Here is an 18,605-nt window from a genome sequence, read left to right on the forward strand (position 1 = left end):
ATGTGCTGTCTTCACGGACCTTGGGGGCTGCTTTGCAGCCCATCGCCGGCAAGCGGCCCCTTTCACTCACCCCGTGGGCGCGTCATCTACCACTTTGAAGCGCAGCACGCCGATGACCTGCCCATCTTCGGTCAGTACCCTCACCTGCCACTTGCCCACCGGGTTCGGCGGGAAGTTCTGCTTGTGGGTCCAGGCCCGGTAGCCTTCCTTGCGCCCGCCGTGGATGTCCAAGGCAATGCGATCGACTTCCTGGCCGTCCTTTTGCCACACATGGTAGATCCGCTCGTTCAGGCCGCGTGGCGCGTTGATCGCGGTGTAGGCGTACAGGCCGCTGCTACGGATGCGGCTGGCAGCAATTTCGTGCAGCGAATCGCCCGGCTGGCGGTTCAGCACTTCGGTGCTGACCGCCACTTCGGTCATCCACAGGGTCGCTGGCGGCACCCAGGAGCGCAGCAGCCAACCCCCGGCGCCGACCGACAGGGTGACCACCACCAGGGCCACAGCGCGGCGCCAGTTGTTGATCGGGAAGCTGCTGACAAGGCTGGGGAACGACAGTGCCATGGCTGCAATCAGGGCCAGCTTGAAGCTTTGCGCGGTGGTCAGGTGCAGGATGATCGGCAGCGCGGTCAGCAGGGCGGCGAAAAGGGTCAGGGTATGCAATGCCAGGAACAGCCAGCGGCGCGGCGCCAGCCACTTGTAGTACAGCGGATCGATGATCGAAATCAGCCCGGCGGCACCGAGCAGGCCGGTGAACACCAGTTGGCCGCTGTTCCAGGTGGTGGTGATGAAAAAGAACGGCAGTACGAAGAACAGTGATTCCTGGTGGATCATCTGCGTCGCGTAGCGCAGCAATGGTTGCGGTATTTCGCGGTTGAAGGTGCGCGCGAACAGGCCGGTGAGGGTGTTTTCCAGCATCAGCCAGACCCAGCTGACCAGCATGAGCACAGCAATCCAGCTGGCCAGGCCAGCCTGGCGGTCGACAAGGATGAAGCTACCAATCCCGGAGAGGAAACCGCCGAGCGCGATGATGCCGGGGTAGCGTTTAAGCAGTTCGATGATGCGCTGGACGATGTGGGGGATTTGGGGCATTGGGGGCTACAACAGAAAGGGTATGGTGGCTGTGCCGGCCTCTTCGCGGGTGAAACCGCTCCCAAAGGGACCGCGTTGCGATACCCGCGAAGTGGCCGGTACTGGCAAAAGGATACCGCCGATTCACTGCTAGCGTGTAGCACCGCTCGGCTTTTCCGGAGCATGCCGACGCCAGCGCAACAACCCCGCTGCCAGGATCAGCCCAAACAACAAGGCGACCAGCCCGTAGAGCTCATCATAGCCAAGCAATGGTTTCTCGATACGCACATAGCCATCTTCCTTGAGCAGTTCTTTCAGCGCCTCGTTGGCCTGCGCCAGGCTGACCTGGCGCAGCTTGCGCACCGGGTTGACGAAGCGCCCGTCGCTATAGTCGTTCAGCGCGCCCCAGTAGTAGTCGGCCAAGGCACTGTTGCCCTGGGTACTCCAGCTTTCCTTGGCGACGCTGGCGTACTTGATGCGCTCGAAGGTCTCCGGGTCGAGGCCTTCCTTGCGCAGGTGGTCGAACAACTTCTGCATCACTTCGACCGCTTGGTCGATGTCCTCGCGCTCCAGATCGGCATTGAGGCTTAGCAGGCCGGTGTCGCCGAAGCTCTCGCGTTTTGCCGAAGGGCCGTAGGACAACCCGTTGCGCAGGCGAAGCTGGTCGTACAGCGCCCAGTCCAGGTAGTGCGACAGCAGGTCCAGGGTGGCCTGGTGGTCGTTGTCCAGCACCGGCTCGACGAACAGCCAGTGCAGCTTGACGCTGTCGCCCAGCCAGCCGCGGGTCAGGTCGCGGCGCTGTGCAGCTTGCTGGCCGATGCTTTCCAGGGTGCGGCGCTCCTCCGGCTCGGTGGCGGGCAGTTCGCCAAAGGTACGCTCCAGGTAAGCCGGCAGCAGGCGGTCGAGGCCGCCGACCACGATCAGGGTCATGTTGTTGGCCGCGTACCAGCGGTCACGCAAAGTGTTCACCTGCTCCAGGGTCATATCTTCGAGGTTGGAGCGCTCCGGGCATTTCAGCCCCAGCTCGGTGGCTAGCTGGTCACTGGCGGGGTGGCCGATGTCCTGGCGGTCGAGCCAGCGCTGCAGGTGGCCATAGTGGCCGCCATCCTCGCGCTCGATGATGCGCTTGGCGGTGGCCAGGGCCTTGGCATCGATGCGGGTGTCGTGGATCACCGCCAGCAGCAGGTCCAGGATTTTGCGCTGGTTGCGTGCCGGGGCTTCGATCACGAAGGTGGTGTCGGCGCTGCTGGTGTAGGCGTTCCACTCGCCGCCCAGCGATTGCAGGCGCTCTTCCAGGCCGCCTTCGCCAGTTTCGTCGATGCCGCTGAAGAGCAGGTGCTCGAGCAGGTGCGGCAGCTCTTTCTGCTCGCAATTGAAGTCATCCAGGCCGACACCGACCACCAGGCGAATCGCCACATGGTCGCGTTCATAGCCGTTTTTCAAGATGACCTGCAGGCCGTTGGGCAACAGGTAACCTTCCACCCGCGAGCGGTCGAGGGCGAATGAGGGCAGGCTGCAGATCAGCAGGCAAACGAACATCAGGCAACGCATGGGCGAGCTTGGGTCCTCAGGTAGGCGAAATCACGGCAGACGGGCTTCGTCCGGCACGCTGTCGAGCATCAGCCCGCCCGTGTCCGAGCCGCCCAGTACCACATAGGCACTGCTACAGAACAAAGAGTTCAACCGTTTCATGTCGGCGATCAGCTCCAAGTGTAGCGAACTGGTCTCGATACTTTGCACTACCTTACGCTGCAAGCGGCTGACATGGGCGTGGGCAAGGCGCCGTTCCTGGGCGCGAAAACGGCGTTTTTCCCGCAGCAGCAGGCGGGCGCTTTCCGGATCGGCGCTGAGGAACACCGACAAGCCCAGGCGCAAGTTGGCCAGCAGTTGTTCCTGCAAGCCGGTCAGCTCTTCCAGCCCTACCTGGGAAAACTCCCGGCGCTGGCTGGTTTTCTGCTGTTGGACCTTGCGCAGCATGCGCTCGATCAGGTCGCAGGCCAGCTTGAGGTTGATTGCCAGTTCGATGATTTCTGCCCAGCGGCGGTTGTCCTGTTCGCTGAGGTCTTCACGCGACATCTGCGCCAGGTACAGCTTGATCGCGCTGTACAAGGCTTCGGCGTCCTCGCCCAAGGCGCGGACCTGCTGTGGCAATGCGGCCTGGGTACCGCGCAGGGCACCTAGCATGGCTTCGAGCAGGCTGTCGACGATATCGCCCAGGCGCAGGGTTTCGCGGGAGGCGTTGGCCAGGGCCAGGCTGGGTGTTTCCAGCGCCGAGGTGTCGAGATGGCGCGGGCGAATCTGGCCGTTGCCGTTTTCTCGCTCGGGCAGCAGAGTGTTGCACAGCCGGCCCATGGGTTTGACTGTGGGCAGCATGATCAGGCAACGCAGCGTGTTGTAGAGCAGGTGGAAGCCAATGACCAGCTCCTGTGCGCTGAAGCTCAGTGAGTCCATCCACCCCACCAGCGGGTGCAGCACGGGGATGATCAGCAGCAGGCCGATCAACTTGTACAGCAGGCTGCCCAGAGCCACCCGGCGCCCGGCGGCGTTTTGCATGCTGGTGCTGATGAAAGCCAGCAATCCGCTGCCGATGTTGGCCCCCACCACCAGACCGATGGCCACCGGCAGGCTGATCACTTCGGCACCGGCCAGCGTTGCGGTGAGCAGCACGGCCGCCAGGCTGGAATAGGAAATCATGGCGAACAGCGCGCCGACCAGGGCGTCGAGCATGATGTCGCCGGTCAGGGAGGCAAACAGCACCTTCACGCCCTGGGCGTGGGTAATCGGCGTAGCTGCCTGCACGATCAGCTCCAATGCCAGAATGATCAGGCCAAGCCCGATGCCTACCCTGCCCAGCTGGCCGGCTCGCGTCTGCTTGCGGGAGAGGAAAAAGATCACACCCAGGAATATCAGTAGCGGCGACAGCCAGGACAGGTCCAGGGTCAGCACCCGGGCCATCAGCGCGGTACCCACGTCGGCGCCGAGCATGATTGCCAAGGCCGGAGTCATCGCCATCAGGCCCTGGCCGACGAACGAGGTGACCAGCATGGCGGTGGCGTTGCTGCTTTGCACCATCGCCGTGACCAGAATGCCGGCGACGAACGCCAGCGGGCGTTTGCTCATGTTCTGGCTGATGATGCGCCGCAGGCTCGAGCCGAATACCCGAAGGATGCCGGTACGCACGATGTGGGTGCCCCAGACCAGTAGCGTAACGGCCGAGAGCAGGTTGAGCAGGGTCAGCATGGCTACGGCCCCCTGTTGCATTGGCCCAGAGGGCCAAGAGACGAAGCGTGAGCGTTTGAAGAATTTTCAGTGCTCACTCAAAGCTTTAGTTGTTTTGCGAAGCTGTCGCCAGCTTCGCATGGCTGTCATTTGTTTGAAATACAGCGGAAATGAAAAAAGGGCCCCGAAGGGCCCTTTGTGTCCTGCACTTCCTGATCTTATTGACCCGGAATGTCCTTGCGCAGTTTCACCGGTTCATGCTCTTTGCCGTTCTTGCGGGCCAAGGCAGTGCGCATGCGGATGTTGATAGCTTCCACCGCCAGCGAGAACGCCATGGCGAAGTAGACGTAGCCCTTCGGCACATGCACATCGAAAGCTTCGGCGATGAGCACGGTCCCGACCACGATCAGGAACGACAATGCCAGCATCTTCAGCGACGGGTGCTTGTCGATGAAATCGCTGATGGTGCCGGCGCACAGCATCATCACCAGCACGGCGACGATGATCGCGGCGATCATCACCGGTACGTGCGAGACCATGCCCACCGCAGTGATCACCGAGTCCAGCGAGAACACGATGTCGATGATGGCGATCTGGATGATGGTGTAGAAGAACTTGCCACCCGCGCCTTTCGGTTCTTCCTGGTTCTCGTCCTCGCCTTCGAGGCCGTGGTAAATCTCTTGTGAGCTTTTCCACAACAGGAACAGGCCACCAAAGAACAGGATCAGGTCACGCCCCGAGATGCCTTGGCCCAGAACCACGAACAGGTCGGCGGTAAGGCGCATGACCCAGGTGATCGACAGCAGCAGCATGATACGCGTGACCATGGCCAGGGCGAGGCCGAAGATCCGGGTGCGCGGCTGCATGTGCTTGGGCATGCGGCTGACCAGAATCGAGATCATGATGATGTTGTCGATACCGAGGACGATCTCAAGCGCGGTGAGGGTAAAAAAGGCAACCCAGATTTCCGGGCTGGTCAGCCATTCCATTTGTTTTCCTTCGAACGGTAAAGGCGACACGCCCGGGTCAGGGCGCGTCGCGTTAGGGAAATACGCGTTTATTAAAGACTACTGAACAGCGGGAAAATCCCCATCAGCAGCGCGGCGAGCATTATGCACAGGCATACCAGCACTGCCCACTTCAAGGTGAAGCGCTGATGATCGCCGAACTCGATGCCGGCCAGGGCCACCAGCAGGTAGGTGGAGGGTACCAGGGGGCTGAGCAGGTGTACCGGTTGCCCGACGATCGAAGCACGCGCCATTTCCACCGGGCTGATGCCGTAGTGGCTGGCAGCTTCGGCCAGCACTGGCAGCACGCCATAGTAGAACGCGTCGTTGGACATGAAGAAGGTGAACGGCATGCTCACGATCGCGGTGATCACCGCCAGGTATGGGCCCAACGCCTCGGGGATGACCGACAGCAGGCTCTTGGACATGGCGTCGACCATGCCGGTGCCCGACAGGATCCCGGTGAAGATGCCGGCGGCGAAGATCAGACCGGTGACCGCCAGCACGCTGCCGGCGTGGGCGGCGATGCGGTCTTTCTGCTGCTGCAGGCACGGGTAGTTGACGATCATGGCGATGCTGAAGGCGATCATGAACAGCACCGGCAGCGGCAGTACGCCGGCAATCAGCGCGACCATCAGGGCAGCGGTCAGGGCGCCGTTGAAGTACAGCAGTTTTGGCCGGCGCGCGTCCGGGTACTGCGAAACGGTGATTTCGCTGTGGTCGATGTCGTCGGTGGGCAGGTGCAACTCGCCCAGGCGGGCACGTTCGCGCTTGCCGTACATGTAGGCGATGGCCAGGATCGCCAGCACGCCGAACAGCATGGCCGGGATCATTGGTACGAAGATGTCCGACGGGTCCACGTGCAGGGCGCTGGCTGCGCGGGCCGTCGGGCCACCCCAGGGGGTCATGTTCATCACCCCGCCGGCGAGAATGATCAGGCCGGCCATGATCCGCGGGCTCATGCCCAGGCGGCTGTACATCGGCAGCATGGCGGCGCAGCAGATCATGTAGGTGGTGGCGCCGTCACCGTCGAGCGAGACCACCAGGGCCAGCACTGCGGTGCCGACGGAGACTTTCAGCGGGTCACCCTTGACCAGCTTGAGGATCTTGCGCACAGCCGGGTCGAACAGGCCGGAGTCGATCATCAGGGCGAAATAGAGGATGGCGAACATCAGCATCACACCGGTAGGTGCGAGTTTGCTGATGCCCTCGAGCATCATCGGGCCGATCTTTGCGGAAAAACCGCCGAACAGGGCGAACAGGATCGGTACCAGGATCAGCGCTATCAGGGCAGACAGGCGCTTGGTCATGATCAGGTACATGAAGGTGATGACCATGGCAAAGCCGAGGAAGGTCAGCATGGCAATACTCCAGGCGTGGCGCGGCGAAGGAACGTCGATTCGGGCGGATCAGCGCGTTTGGCGCTGTGCGGGGAGCATGCAGAGGGGAACTACGGAAAGTCGGGCACAGGAATACATCAGAATCACCATTGTTGTTGTTGATTGGGCCGGGCGCGGTGGTTACCGGGTGCCCTGGCTGACCGGTCTTGTGCCGGTAGTGGGGGCTATCCTATGAGGGCAAGCTTTCAGCCAGCTTTCGCCGAAGCAAAGGCGACGAGAGGTAGGTGATGCAGGATGTGACCGAGGGTGGCTGCCATTGTGGCGCCTTGCGTTATCGGTTGGCGGGCGACCTGACAGACATCGCCCATTGCCATTGTTCTATCTGCCGACGGGTCAGTGGCGGGCTGGTGGTGACCTGGCTCACCCTGCCCCGCTCGGGGTTCCGGTGGTTGGCTGGAGAGCCGAACTGCTATGTGGCACCGTCCAGTTGCAGCCGGTACTTCTGTGGGCATTGTGGGGCGCATGTGGCGTTGGTGACTACACACAGCTCGGAGACGGTTGATGTGACGGTGGCGACGCTGGACCACCCGGAACGGGTCAGGGCCAACCGGCATATCTGGGTGGGTAGCCGGTTGCCCTGGTTGCATCTGGATGAGGATTTGCCTTCGGAGGCGGAGGAAAACCAGTAAGGGATTGTGTTGGTGCTGCCGGCCCTATCGCCGGCAAGCCAGCTCCCACAGGTGTCCCACCACCTTCAGACCCATGGTGATCTCGTGGGCGCTGGCCTGCCGGCGATAGGGCCGGCACAGCCGTACTTACAACTGCAGGCCTCCTGCAGCCTTGTGCAATGCCCGCAGATGCTCGCCTACCTGCTTCACATTGGCTTCCACCGCCGCAATCTCCCTGGCCCGCGATGGCTCCAGCAGCGCTCTAACCTCTTTGTCCAGGCTCGTGCTCAAGCGCAGCAACTGCGCTTGCCGCTCGCTGCTGACCTGCTCCAGTTGCTTGCGCTCCTGCGGCTGCGGCAGCCCGTAGCCCTTGCTGTCGAGCAACTCTGCCGGGCGGCTGAGAAAGCCACTGTTGGCAAGCATCTGCCTGAGGGTCGCATCGGCCTTGCTGACGCTACCATCGTTCAGCGCGGCGGCGTTCAGGTAGCGCTGTTTGACCTCGTCCTGGGCCAGAAGCAGTTGCCGGCGCAAGCTGGCCTGTTCAAGCAGCAGCAAGGCGGCGCTGGTGCGCAGGTCGGCCTGGGCGAACCAACCTCGCCGTTGCTCGGCGTCCAGGGCCAGCCAGTCCTCGACCTTGTCCTGCTTGATTGGCAACTGCTTCTTCAACACCTCGAACATGGCCTGGTAACGGTCGCGGTAGGAGTCGAAGCGATAACCCAGGCGCAGCGCCTCGCGGGGGTCGTCGAGCACGCTGGTATCGGCCAGCCCCCTGCCCTTGAGCACGGCCAGCAAGCCATTGGGCATGATGCTGTCGAGGTCGTTCAGGCGTGGGTTCGCGGTGCCGCTGCGCAGCAGCTTCAACGACTCTACCGCGCAATTGTTGGACAGGAACCAGTAGTTGCCATCGTAGCTCCAGTGCATTTCGGCGGCCTGACGCACAAGGTTCTCGATCTCGTCGCGGTTCAGCCGCAAGGGCACCGACGCCAGGCTGCGCAGTTCGGTCTTGGTGTACTCGTCGATCACCTGGCCCAGCGGCAGCACGAACAGGCGCGAGGGGTAGGCACCGACCAGGCCGTCCCAGCTGGAAAGCTGCACATCGTTGACGAAGGCTCGGTACGACAGCACCAGGCTCTGGTCGAGGTCCAGGCGGCAGTCCGGCCCGCGGGGGCGACCCGGCTTGCAGATCACCAGGCGCAGCATGCTGTGGCCCCAGCGGCTGACCAGGTTCTGGTTGGCTTCGGCCAGCAGGTAGTCCACCTCATAGACCCGCTCGGGGTCGATTTCACCCAGCGGTTGGCGGGCGAAGTCGCTGCCGGCATTGATGAACGGCAGGCCCTTGGCGCAGCTGTCCTGCTGCGGTGCCCAGCCGAAGTGTTCGCGCAGATATTGGTTCAGCGCCGGACGGCGGCAGCCGTAGCTCGGGTCGAGGAGGAAGTACTCCATGTTGACCGCGATGTATTCCTTGGGGCTGCTCAGTTCATAACTGTCGGGGCTGCGCACGAACTGGCCGTTGTGCTGCTCGCGCTCGCCGCGTCGGCCCACGTACTGTTGCCAGCCGGCCAGGTCGAGCAGGCGCGGGTCGTCGCTGAGGGTGAAACGGCGCTCTGCCTGGCCTCTGCATGCTTCGGGCAGGCCAACTTTGCCCAACGTACCTTGCTGGCGCTTGCAACGGGCGATCAGCGCGTTCTCGGCGCTGGGCCACAGCCGGGCACGGTCGTAGATATGGGTGAGTTCGTGCAGCACGGTGGCCAGCAGTTCTTCTCGCACCGTGCCATGCGGGCGCTTGGTGCGCTCGGTGGCAGCACTGCCATCGGTGAGGCTGGGCAGTAGGCGGCGATTGAGTTCGAGGGTAGATACCAGCGATGCCTGGCCATAGGCGTCGGCCGGCATGTTGTCGCTCCAGCTGACCCGCACGCGGCGGTTCAGTTGTTGCTTGAAGCGAGGGGGCAGCTTGCCCACGGCTTCGTCGAGCAGAGCCTGAGTGGCTCGGGTCTGCTGTGGGTCAAGGCCGGACGCCTGCAGCTCGAGCTGCAGGTCGGCCAGGGCGGGCGTGCCGAGCAGCGTCAGGACGCAGCCGAGCAGCCAGGCGCGCACGCGGTTCACAGCGCGAGGATGGCTTCAGCCAGTACCTGGTCGCTGGCGTCGCGCGCTTGCGGAACGCGCTCGCGCAGAGTGTTGAAAGCGGCCTCGAGCTGGGCGCCGCGGATGTCACCGTTGCTGGCGACAAAGCTGGCGGCGTCGTCATGGGCTTCGCGCACCACTTTGGAGTCGCGGATCGAGGTGGTGGTGTCAGAGGTGAAGTCGATCGAACGGCCAAAGGCCCGCACGATGATATTGCTGGTGGCCACCAGGGTCTGTGCCTGAGCCAGGTCGGCCAGCAGCAGCATGCCGAGGGTAGCGGCAATCAGCGGTTTACGCATGGAGCATCTCCGAAAAATACAGGGAGTCAGATGTAGTTATTGGACGAGAATTGCCTGCGCCAGTTCCAGATCGCCGACGGTATGCCGTGCGCAATTGTGGCGTAGTGATTCCAGTGCTGCCTCCAGCCGCGCACCGCGGATCTGGCCGTCGCTGGCGACGAAGGCAGCGGCATCGTCCTGGGCCTGGCGGACCAGTTTACGGTCGAACGGTGCGGTGGTGACCTGGCTGGTCACATAGCCAGTGATGACCAGGCTTTGCGTAGTGGTATCCATGGCATGGGCACTGACCATGCCAACAACGGAGAGCAGCAACGGCAACAGATAACGCATGGGCTCTACAACAGCTGGAAACGTGGATGGCAAAGATGTGTGCGGCTGTGCTGGTGGTGACCAGCACAGCTGAACGGCTCAGCCGGGGTCAAAGCGCCAGGATGGCCTGGGCCAGTTGCGCGTCGCTGGCTTGCAGGGCTGGCATTTGCGAGCGGATGTGCATGAAAGCGCTTTCCAGCTTGGCACCACGAATGTCGCCCTGGCTGCCAACGAAGCTGGCGGCGTCGTCACGGGCGGCCTGGACAATCTTGTCGTCACGGAACGAGGAGGAAATATCGGAAGTGGCATCGGTGGACGCGGCCACTGCGCCAACGACGGCGTCGGTGGTGACAACGAAGCTGGTGGCGTTTGCGGTGCCGGCCAGGCTCAGCATCAGGGCGGCGCCAATCAGGTATTTACGGGACATGATCGTGGACTCCTGGACTAGGGTCGGGTGGTTCTGTTTTATCGGACGCTCGCACAGCTCGTCGCGGTACTTTTTCAACAGTGCGTTCTACCAGACTGTTACGCCAAGCGTATCACGCGCCGGTGTTTCTGGATGTTAATGAACAGCGCGCCAACAAACTGTTATGGTTTGTTTTATGATTTTACAAACTGTACATGTGCGCTTGTAAAAGGCTCTGGCATGCCGTCTGCAAACAAAAAACCCGTCGCAGTCACCTGCAACGGGTTTCGGAAATTAGCGGTGCCGACCAAAGCCGGCAAGCCGGAGCTTAGCGCCAGAAAGGCTTGCTCAGCTCTTCGTAACGCTGCGACTCGCTGATACCGGCATCGGCCAGCAGGCGGGCGTCCAGGCGAGCCAGTTGACGGCGGCTGGCCATACGGCGCTGCCACAGCAGCAGGGTGGACAGAGCGCGCAGCGGCAGCGAAGCGTTGGATTGTTGGGCGTTGCTTTCAAAAACCAGACCGGAACTGAGGGTACGTTCCATGATGTTTCATCCTTCCGCTTATGGCGGGATTAGGTAGTGATTTAACTGATGCCAATGATCCTCCTCTGTCGTCCATTACAGTAGATACAGTTCGGTGGAAAGACGATGGTCCAGTTAACTGTGTAACCCTACTGTTGCACTCGAAACTGACGCAACTGTACTGGTCTGCACTTATTTGGTGCGCTTTGATTCAGGGAGGTTGATTTGCGAGCCGAGAAGGCGCGCAAGAACCGGTACAGTAGTACAGATTATGCTGGATGCTACGGCAAGGTGTATTGATCGAAGGGTTTGACTGTATCTGGCCCATTCGCGGAATTGCCTGCGAAGAGGCCGGAACAGCGGAAGCAGGGCCGCCGTTCCGTACCTCATCTGTATCAGCTAGCCAGCATGCGCCCGGTTTCTTCCAGGTTCTCGTGCCAGCTCAGGGCTTCGCGCAGGATGTGTGGGGTGTGGCCACCAAGCTGGCAGGCGCGATCGAAGTAGTCGTTCAGCGCTGCTCGGTAGTCCGGGTGTACACAGTTGTCGATGATCGCCCGGGCGCGCTCACGTGGCGCCAGGCCACGCAGGTCGGCCAGGCCTTGCTCGGTGACCAGGATGTCCACGTCGTGCTCGGTATGGTCGACATGGCTGACCATCGGTACCACGCTGGAAATCGCGCCACCCTTGGCAATCGACTTGGTGACGAACACGGCAAGGTGGGCGTTACGGGCGAAGTCACCCGAGCCGCCGATGCCGTTCATCATCTTGGTGCCGCAGACGTGGGTGGAGTTGACGTTACCGTAGATGTCGAACTCCAGCGCGGTATTGATACCGATGATGCCCAGACGGCGGACCACTTCCGGGTGGTTGGAAATCTCTTGCGGGCGCAGAACCAGCTTGTCCTTGTAACGCTCCAGGTTGCCGAACACATCGGCGTTGCGGCGGGTCGACAAGGTGATCGAACTGCCCGAGGCGAAACTCAGCTTGCCAGCGTCGATCAGGTCGAAGGTGGAATCCTGCAGTACTTCGGAGTACATGGTCAGGTTTTCGAACGGCGACTCGATCAGGCCGCACATCACTGCGTTGGCGATGCTGCCGATACCGGCCTGCAGCGGGCCAAGCTTGTTGGTCATGCGGCCAGCTTCCACTTCTTTCTTGAGGAAGTTGATCAGGTGGTCGGCGATGCCCTGGGTTTCGTCATCCGGAGGCAGGACGGTGGACGGCGAGTCCGGCTGGTCGCTGATAACGATGCCGACGATCTTGGCCGGGTCGATCGGAATGGCGGTGCTGCCGATACGGTCGTCGACCTTGACCAACGGGATTGGCGTACGGGTCGGGCGGTAGGTCGGGATATAGATGTCGTGCAGGCCTTCGAGGTTGGTGTTGTGCGAGAGGTTGATCTCGACAATCACCTGCTTGGCGAAGATCGCAAAGCTGGCCGAGTTGCCCACCGAGGTGGTTGGCACGATGTGGCCCTGCTCGGTGATGGCCACGGCTTCGATGACCGCGATGTCCGGCAGTTTCAGCTGCTGGTTGCGCAGCTGCTCGACGGTTTCTGACAGATGCTGGTCGATGAACATCACCTGGCCGTCGTTGATAGCCTTGCGCAGGGTGCTATCGACCTGGAACGGCATGCGGCGAGCCAGCACGCCAGCCTCGGTCAGTTGCTTGTCCAGGTCGTTGCCCAGGCTGGCGCCGGTCATCAGGCTGATTTTCAGTGGCGATTGCTTGGCACGCTCGGCCAGTGCATGCGGTACGGCCTTGGCTTCGCCGGCGCGGGTGAAACCGCTCATGCCGACGGTCATGCCGTCCTCGATCAGACCAGCGGCATCAGCCGCACTCATTACCTTGCTGTGCAGGGAGGACAAGCGGATACGATCACGGTACATGGATTGTTATCTCGGGCTACTGAAACTACTGCAGCGCAGTCTAGAGACTTCGCCCCTTGCCGTCCCACGACCATGGTCGTATGAGAAACGTTGGAGTAGAGCCGTTGATCCGGATCAATAAAAGAAAAGCCCCGGCAGATTCTGACCGGGGCTTCCTTTATATCAGCTGGTTTGCAGCGGCCGTTGTCACTCCACCGCCTTGACCATGTCTTCGATGACCTTCTTGGCGTCGCCGAACACCATCATGGTCTTGTCGAGGTAGAACAGTTCGTTGTCCAGGCCGGCATAGCCACTGGCCATGGAGCGCTTGTTGACGATGATGGTCTTGGCCTTGAACGCTTCGAGGATCGGCATGCCGGCGATCGGCGACTTGGGGTCGTTCTTCGCTGCCGGGTTGACCACGTCGTTGGCGCCCAGCACCAGCACCACATCGGCCTGGCCGAACTCGGCGTTGATGTCTTCCATTTCGAACACCTGATCGTACGGTACTTCTGCCTCGGCCAGCAGCACGTTCATGTGCCCGGGCATACGGCCCGCTACTGGGTGGATCGCGTACTTCACGGTCACGCCGTTGTGGCTCAGCTTCTCGGTCAGTTCCTTGAGCGCATGCTGGGCGCGAGCCACCGCCAGGCCGTAACCCGGGACGATGATCACGCTGTCGGCGTTGCTGAGCAGGAAGGTGGCATCGTCGGCCGAGCCAGACTTCACCGGGCGCTGCTCTTTGGAACCTTGCGCCGCGCCCGCATCGGTATCACCACCGAAGCCACCGAGGATGACGTTGAAGAACGAACGGTTCATCGCTTTGCACATGATGTACGAGAGGATGGCACCGGACGAGCCGACCAGGGAGCCTGCGATGATCAGCATCGAGTTGTTAAGCGAGAAACCGATACCGGCCGCTGCCCAGCCCGAATAGCTATTGAGCATCGACACCACTACCGGCATGTCGGCGCCCCCGATCGGAATAATGATCAGCACGCCCATGATGAAGGCCAAGACCAGCATCAGGGTGAAGGCACTGTAGTGGCCAGTGAAGGTGAACAGCAGGCCCAGGGCAATGGTGGTCAGGCCGAGGATCAGGTTCAACTTGTGCTGGCCGGCGAACTGTACCGGTGCGCCCTGGAACAGGCGGAACTTGTACTTGCCCGACAGCTTGCCGAAGGCGATCACCGAGCCGGAGAAAGTAATGGCACCGATGGCTGCGCCGAGGAACAGTTCCAGGCGGTTGCCGGTGGGGATCGGGTCGCTCATGGCGGCAACGATGCCCATCGATTGCGGTTCCAACACTGCGGCGATGGCGATGAACACCGCAGCCAGGCCGATCATGCTGTGCATGAAGGCGACCAGTTCCGGCATCTTGGTCATCTCGACGCGCTTGGCCATTATCGAACCGGCAGTGCCGCCGACCAGCAGGCCAACGAGGACGTAGCCGATGCCGGCGGTGGCAAGCTCGGCCCCGAGCTTATAAATGAGGCCGACCGTAGTGACGATGGCGATACCCATGCCGATCATGCCGAACAGGTTGCCACGCCGCGAGGTAGTCGGGTGCGACAGGCCCTTGAGCGCCTGGATGAAGCACACCGAGGCGACGAGGTAGAGGAGCGTTACCAGATTCATGCTCATGCTTACTTCTGCGCCTCGTTCTTGGTTTTCTTCTTGAACATCTCAAGCATGCGACGGGTGACCAGAAAGCCACCGAACACGTTGACCGCGGCCAGAGCCACCGCCAGGGTGCCCATCAGCTTGCCGGCCGGGGTCACCGTCAGGGCGGCGGCCAGCATGGCGCCGACGATGACGATCGCGGAGATGGCGTTGGTCACGGCCATCAGTGGCGTGTGCAGTGCCGGGGTGACGTTCCACACCACGTGGTAGCCCACATAGATGGCCAGCACGAAGATGATCAGGTTGTAGATGCCATGGGAAATCAGCATGTCTTCCATTGTCGTGCTCCTTAGCCGTTCTTGCGGACGACCTGACCATCACGGCACATCAGGCAGGCCGCGACGATGTCGTCTTCGAGGTTGATGACCAGCGCGCCGTCCTTGTCGAACAGCAGCTTCATGAAGTCCAGCAGGTTGCGTGCATACAGTGCCGAGGCATCGGCGCCCACCTGGGCCGGCAGGTTGGTCGGGCCGACGATGATCACGCCGTTCTCGTGTACCACCTGGTCGGCGACAGTCAGTGGGCAGTTGCCGCCCTGGGCTGCTGCAAGGTCGATGACCACCGAGCCGGGCTTCATCTGCGCGACGGTTTCGGCACTTAGCAGGGTCGGCGCCTTGCGCCCCGGGATCAGCGCAGTGGTAATTACGATATCCGCCTGCTTAGCGCGCTCGTGCACGGCCTGGGCCTGGCGTTGCATCCAGCTGGCCGGCATCGGCCGGGCGTAACCGCCGACACCTTCGGCGCACTCGCGCTCTTCATCGGTTTCGTAGGGTACGTCGATGAACTTGGCGCCCAGCGACTCGATCTGCTCCTTCACGGCCGGGCGTACGTCGGACGCCTCGATCACTGCGCCCAGGCGCTTGGCCGTGGCAATGGCCTGCAGGCCGGCAACGCCCGCGCCCAGGATCAGCACGCGCGCAGCCTTGACGGTACCGGCGGCGGTCATGAGCATGGGCATGAAGCGTGGATAGTGATGGGCAGCCAGCAACACAGCCTTGTAACCGGCGATGTTGGCCTGCGACGACAGTACGTCCAGGCTCTGCGCCCGCGAGGTGCGCGGCGCAGCCTCCAGCGCGAACGCGGTAATGCCGCGCTCGGCCATCTTGCCGATCAGCTCGCTGTTGAAGGGGTTGAGCATGCCCACCAGGAGGCTGCCACTGTTTATCAGGGCCAGTTCCTGGTCGTTGGGGGCGACCACTTTGAGCACCAATTGGGCGCCGTAGGCATCGGCTGCACTTCCCAGGGAAGCACCCACGGCCTCATAGGCACTGTCCGGAATGCTGGCATTGAGCCCTGCCCCCCGTTGGACGGTGACCTGATGGCCCTGGCCAATCAGTTTCTTGATGGTTTCCGGGGTCGCAGCGACCCTTGTCTCACCGGTCTGCGTCTCGAGAGGAACACCAATGTGCACGACTATTTCTCCTGCGGTGACCTTTTGTCTTTTTAAAAGCCAGCGCACTTCGGATGGTGCGCTGGGGCGGCTGTGGAGCGCCGGCCCGCCGAATCCCGGGCGGGCGAAGCATTTTGCAGACGAAGCCAGAGGCCTTCAACCGGTTCTGGAGCGAAACGAAGTCAAAACTACAAGTCACCCTGTGACCGTATGTCGCAACGGCCAGGCTGCAGCCCGTCAAACATAGGCTATTGGCAGATTAGGAGAAAAAAACAAAAATTTTGCGATCAATTCGCTTACGGCTTGGTGAATGTCGCAAAATAACCCGCAAAGCCGCGCCGTAAGCAGGGTTAAAGCGGATTTTTGCACCCCGCATAACAGTTTACGTATATGCGACAAATACATATATCTGTAGGTGTTAAAAATAATTGACTACGGGGTCAAGTTACCGGGTTTGCTCACGTCTTGGCCGTGTAGGCCTGGGCCTGGCTTAGCAGCCAGTCGCGGAAGGCGCGTAGCGAAGCTGACTCCACCTTGCGCTCCGGGATCATCAGATAGTAGGCCTTGTCACTACTCAGGGCATGCCTGTTAGCGACCACCAACCTGCCCTCCTCCAACTCGCGCTGGATCAGGAACGGCGGAATCAGGGCGATGCCCATCTCATGCATGGCCGCCTGCGCGAGCATCGAGAATAGTTCATAGCGCGGGCCTGTCATGTCGCGTTCCACATTCATGCCGACGCTGCTGAACCATTGCCGCCAGGCATAGGGGCGCGTGCTCTGCTGCAGCAGTGGTAGCCGGGCGATACGCTGCGCGTCGAGCGTGCCCTGCCCGTCCAGCAGCACAGGGCTGCACACCGGTACCGGGTTTTCCCCCATCAGCCGGTGCGACTGCGTGCCGGACCAGTCGGCATCGCCGAAGTAGATAGCGGCGTCGAAGGTGGTGTCGGCAAACAGGAAAGGCCGGGTGCGGTTGGTGAGGTTGACCGTGACCTCTGGATGGCGCTGCTGGAAGTCCTTTAGTCGCGGTAGCAGCCATTGGGTGCCGAAGGTGGGTACCACGGCGAGCTCGATCACGTTGGCGCCCTGCTGGCGCATTACCGACAAGGTATCGCGCTCTACCGCGTCCAATTGGGCGGCCACCTGGCGGCTATAGGAAAGGCCGGCTTCTGTCAGCTTCACGCCGCGGCGCGAGCGGCGGAACAGCTCCACATTAAGGAAGGCTTCCAGGCCACCTATCTGCCGACAGACGGCGCCTTGGGTCAGCGCAAGTTCCTGGGCGGCCTTGGTAAAGCTCTCGTTGCGTGCTGCCGCCTCGAAGCAAACCAAGGCGGCGGTACTGGGGATCTTGCGGCGCATGTACGTCAACCTCACTCGTAAGGCTGTCAATATGGCGTTTTGCCGATTTACGAAGTGACAAATTATCACTAATTGGTGCGCAATCCTCGTTTGTCCCGACGGCCGATCAGGCCTAGGCTCAAAGGCACAAGAAACTGCCCCCTATTTCGAGGATTTCGCTCATGGCCGGTAAAGCAAGCTTCAACTGGATCGACCCGCTGCTGCTCGATCAGCAGCTCACTGAAGAAGAGCGCATGGTGCGTGACAGCGCTTATCAGTTCGCCCAGGACAAGCTGGCCCCGCGTGTGCTCGAGGCTTTCCGTCATGAGCAGACCGACCCGGCGATCTTCCGTGAAATGGGTGAGGTCGGGTTGCTGGGCGCCACCATTCCCGAGCAATACGGTGGCAGTGGCCTGAACTACGTGTGCTATGGCCTGATTGCTCGAGAGGTAGAGCGCATCGACTCGGGTTACCGCTCGATGATGAGCGTGCAGTCGTCGCTGGTGATGGTGCCAATCAACGAGTTCGGTACCGAGGCACAAAAGCAGAAGTATCTGCCCAAGCTGGCTAGCGGCGAGTGGATCGGTTGCTTCGGCCTGACCGAGCCCAACCACGGTTCCGACCCGGGTTCGATGATTACCCGTGCCCGGAAGGTCGACGGCGGCTACCGCCTGACTGGCAGCAAGATGTGGATCACCAACAGCCCGATCGCCGATGTGTTCGTGGTCTGGGCCAAGGACGATGCGGGTGATATCCGCGGCTTTGTTCTGGAAAAGGGTTGGCAAGGCCTCAGCGCGCCGGCGATTCACGGCAAGGTCGGGCTGCGCGCCTCGATAACTGGCGAAATCGTCATGGATAACGTGTTCGTGCCGGAAGAAAACATCTTCCCGGATGTACGCGGCCTCAAAGGTCCGTTCACCTGCCTGAACTCCGCCCGCTATGGCATCTCGTGGGGTGCGCTGGGAGCTGCGGAAGCCTGCTGGCACACTGCGCGTCAGTATACCCTGGACCGTCAGCAATTCGGTCGCCCGTTGGCTGCCAACCAGTTGATCCAGAAGAAGCTGGCCGACATGCAGACTGAAATCACCCTGGCGCTGCAGGGCTGCCTGCGTCTGGGGCGGATGAAGGACGAAGGCACGGCTGCAGTGGAGATCACCTCGATCATGAAGCGCAACTCGTGTGGCAAGGCGTTGGATATTGCCCGCATGGCGCGTGACATGCTGGGGGGCAATGGCATTTCCGATGAGTTCGGCGTGGCTCGTCACCTGGTCAACCTGGAGGTGGTCAACACCTATGAAGGTACTCACGATGTGCATGCGCTGATCCTGGGGCGTGCGCAGACCGGCATCCAGGCCTTCTATTGATAA

17 protein-coding genes are annotated in these 18,605 nt (G+C 61.6%); 2 read left to right on the forward strand and 15 right to left on the reverse strand.

Features of this window, described 5'->3' with window-relative positions; translation table 11 throughout:
- Positions 1-66 precede the first annotated feature (66 nt).
- The 5 genes from V3314_RS04190 to V3314_RS04210 form a co-directional block, all read right to left on the reverse strand.
- Positions 67-1,089 (reverse strand): DUF5924 family protein, encoded by a 1,023-nt coding sequence (locus tag V3314_RS04190; protein ID WP_046616911.1) that lies wholly within the window; start codon positions 1,087-1,089, stop codon positions 67-69.
- Between the two features lie 129 nt (positions 1,090-1,218).
- A complete protein-coding gene (locus tag V3314_RS04195; protein WP_338459946.1) occupies positions 1,219-2,619 on the reverse strand; it encodes a pitrilysin family protein in 1,401 nt (466 codons plus the stop codon).
- Between the two features lie 30 nt (positions 2,620-2,649).
- On the reverse strand, positions 2,650-4,308 hold the full coding sequence (locus V3314_RS04200; protein WP_046616909.1) for a Na/Pi cotransporter family protein: 1,659 nt from the start codon (positions 4,306-4,308) through the stop codon (positions 2,650-2,652).
- Positions 4,309-4,505: 197 nt separating this feature from the next.
- The gene (locus tag V3314_RS04205) at positions 4,506-5,276 is read right to left on the reverse strand and encodes a TerC family protein (protein ID WP_046616908.1); all 771 of its coding nucleotides are present in this window, start codon (positions 5,274-5,276) and stop codon (positions 4,506-4,508) included.
- Between the two features lie 71 nt (positions 5,277-5,347).
- Positions 5,348-6,655, reverse strand: coding sequence for a CitMHS family transporter (locus V3314_RS04210; protein ID WP_015268498.1), 1,308 nt, complete (start codon positions 6,653-6,655; stop codon positions 5,348-5,350).
- A 266-nt stretch (positions 6,656-6,921) separates the two neighbouring features.
- Here V3314_RS04210 and V3314_RS04215 point away from each other — a divergent pair, with 266 nt between their 5' ends.
- Positions 6,922-7,323, forward strand: a complete 402-nt coding sequence (locus tag V3314_RS04215) for a GFA family protein (RefSeq protein WP_135002938.1) — start codon at positions 6,922-6,924, stop codon at positions 7,321-7,323.
- 126 nt (positions 7,324-7,449) lie between these two features.
- Here V3314_RS04215 and V3314_RS04220 read toward each other — a convergent pair whose 3' ends face one another.
- From V3314_RS04220 to V3314_RS04265, 10 genes are all read right to left on the reverse strand, one after another.
- Positions 7,450-9,405 carry a DUF4105 domain-containing protein gene (locus tag V3314_RS04220; RefSeq protein WP_284385634.1) on the reverse strand — a complete coding sequence of 652 codons (1,956 nt, stop codon included), beginning with the start codon at positions 9,403-9,405 and terminating at the stop codon, positions 7,450-7,452.
- Positions 9,402-9,722, reverse strand: coding sequence for a DUF2388 domain-containing protein (locus V3314_RS04225; RefSeq protein ID WP_003256970.1), 321 nt, complete (start codon positions 9,720-9,722; stop codon positions 9,402-9,404). Before V3314_RS04225 ends, V3314_RS04220 begins: the two co-directional genes overlap by 4 nt.
- A gap of 36 nt (positions 9,723-9,758) precedes the next feature.
- The gene (locus V3314_RS04230) at positions 9,759-10,052 is read right to left on the reverse strand and encodes a DUF2388 domain-containing protein (RefSeq protein ID WP_046616905.1); all 294 of its coding nucleotides are present in this window, start codon (positions 10,050-10,052) and stop codon (positions 9,759-9,761) included.
- 88 nt (positions 10,053-10,140) lie between these two features.
- Positions 10,141-10,458 (reverse strand): DUF2388 domain-containing protein, encoded by a 318-nt coding sequence (locus V3314_RS04235; protein WP_046616904.1) that lies wholly within the window; start codon positions 10,456-10,458, stop codon positions 10,141-10,143.
- A gap of 307 nt (positions 10,459-10,765) precedes the next feature.
- Positions 10,766-10,981: a DUF1127 domain-containing protein gene (locus tag V3314_RS04240; RefSeq protein ID WP_003256968.1), complete on the reverse strand. Its 216-nt coding sequence runs from the start codon at positions 10,979-10,981 to the stop codon at positions 10,766-10,768.
- A 374-nt stretch (positions 10,982-11,355) separates the two neighbouring features.
- Entirely contained in the window at positions 11,356-12,849 is a 1,494-nt protein-coding gene (locus V3314_RS04245; protein ID WP_338459947.1) for an acetyl-CoA hydrolase/transferase family protein, read from the reverse strand.
- Positions 12,850-13,035: 186 nt separating this feature from the next.
- Complete coding sequence (locus tag V3314_RS04250) at positions 13,036-14,472, reverse strand: NAD(P)(+) transhydrogenase (Re/Si-specific) subunit beta (protein WP_015268505.1); 1,437 nt, start codon at positions 14,470-14,472, stop codon at positions 13,036-13,038.
- A gap of 2 nt (positions 14,473-14,474) precedes the next feature.
- The gene (locus V3314_RS04255) at positions 14,475-14,789 is read right to left on the reverse strand and encodes an NAD(P) transhydrogenase subunit alpha (RefSeq protein WP_003256966.1); all 315 of its coding nucleotides are present in this window, start codon (positions 14,787-14,789) and stop codon (positions 14,475-14,477) included.
- Between the two features lie 11 nt (positions 14,790-14,800).
- Complete coding sequence (locus V3314_RS04260; protein ID WP_046616903.1) at positions 14,801-15,922, reverse strand: Re/Si-specific NAD(P)(+) transhydrogenase subunit alpha; 1,122 nt, start codon at positions 15,920-15,922, stop codon at positions 14,801-14,803.
- Between the two features lie 437 nt (positions 15,923-16,359).
- Positions 16,360-17,259, reverse strand: a complete 900-nt coding sequence (locus V3314_RS04265; RefSeq protein ID WP_046616902.1) for a LysR family transcriptional regulator — start codon at positions 17,257-17,259, stop codon at positions 16,360-16,362.
- A 161-nt stretch (positions 17,260-17,420) separates the two neighbouring features.
- Here V3314_RS04265 and V3314_RS04270 point away from each other — a divergent pair, with 161 nt between their 5' ends.
- Positions 17,421-18,602 (forward strand): acyl-CoA dehydrogenase, encoded by a 1,182-nt coding sequence (locus V3314_RS04270; RefSeq protein ID WP_003252907.1) that lies wholly within the window; start codon positions 17,421-17,423, stop codon positions 18,600-18,602.
- The last annotated feature ends 3 nt before the right edge of the window (positions 18,603-18,605 follow it).

Source organism: Pseudomonas sp. TE3-3-F2023 (genome assembly GCF_036784815.1).
Lineage (GTDB): Bacteria > Pseudomonadota > Gammaproteobacteria > Pseudomonadales > Pseudomonadaceae > Aquipseudomonas > Aquipseudomonas pudica.

Excerpts from the sequence above, each read along its gene's own strand:
- V3314_RS04190 (WP_046616911.1), bottom strand. The coding sequence starts at position 1,089 with ATGCCCCAAATCCCCCACATCGTCCAGCGCATCATCGAACTGCTTAAA.
- V3314_RS04195 (WP_338459946.1), bottom strand. The coding sequence starts at position 2,619 with ATGCGTTGCCTGATGTTCGTTTGCCTGCTGATCTGCAGCCTGCCCTCA.
- V3314_RS04200 (WP_046616909.1), bottom strand. The coding sequence starts at position 4,308 with ATGCTGACCCTGCTCAACCTGCTCTCGGCCGTTACGCTACTGGTCTGG.
- V3314_RS04205 (WP_046616908.1), bottom strand. The coding sequence starts at position 5,276 with ATGGAATGGCTGACCAGCCCGGAAATCTGGGTTGCCTTTTTTACCCTC.
- V3314_RS04210 (WP_015268498.1), bottom strand. The coding sequence starts at position 6,655 with ATGCTGACCTTCCTCGGCTTTGCCATGGTCATCACCTTCATGTACCTG.
- V3314_RS04215 (WP_135002938.1), top strand. The coding sequence starts at position 6,922 with ATGCAGGATGTGACCGAGGGTGGCTGCCATTGTGGCGCCTTGCGTTAT.
- V3314_RS04225 (WP_003256970.1), bottom strand. The coding sequence starts at position 9,722 with ATGCGTAAACCGCTGATTGCCGCTACCCTCGGCATGCTGCTGCTGGCC.
- V3314_RS04230 (WP_046616905.1), bottom strand. The coding sequence starts at position 10,052 with ATGCGTTATCTGTTGCCGTTGCTGCTCTCCGTTGTTGGCATGGTCAGT.
- V3314_RS04235 (WP_046616904.1), bottom strand. The coding sequence starts at position 10,458 with ATGTCCCGTAAATACCTGATTGGCGCCGCCCTGATGCTGAGCCTGGCC.
- V3314_RS04240 (WP_003256968.1), bottom strand. The coding sequence starts at position 10,981 with ATGGAACGTACCCTCAGTTCCGGTCTGGTTTTTGAAAGCAACGCCCAA.
- V3314_RS04245 (WP_338459947.1), bottom strand. The coding sequence starts at position 12,849 with ATGTACCGTGATCGTATCCGCTTGTCCTCCCTGCACAGCAAGGTAATG.
- V3314_RS04250 (WP_015268505.1), bottom strand. The coding sequence starts at position 14,472 with ATGAGCATGAATCTGGTAACGCTCCTCTACCTCGTCGCCTCGGTGTGC.
- V3314_RS04255 (WP_003256966.1), bottom strand. The coding sequence starts at position 14,789 with ATGGAAGACATGCTGATTTCCCATGGCATCTACAACCTGATCATCTTC.
- V3314_RS04265 (WP_046616902.1), bottom strand. The coding sequence starts at position 17,259 with ATGCGCCGCAAGATCCCCAGTACCGCCGCCTTGGTTTGCTTCGAGGCG.
- V3314_RS04270 (WP_003252907.1), top strand. The coding sequence starts at position 17,421 with ATGGCCGGTAAAGCAAGCTTCAACTGGATCGACCCGCTGCTGCTCGAT.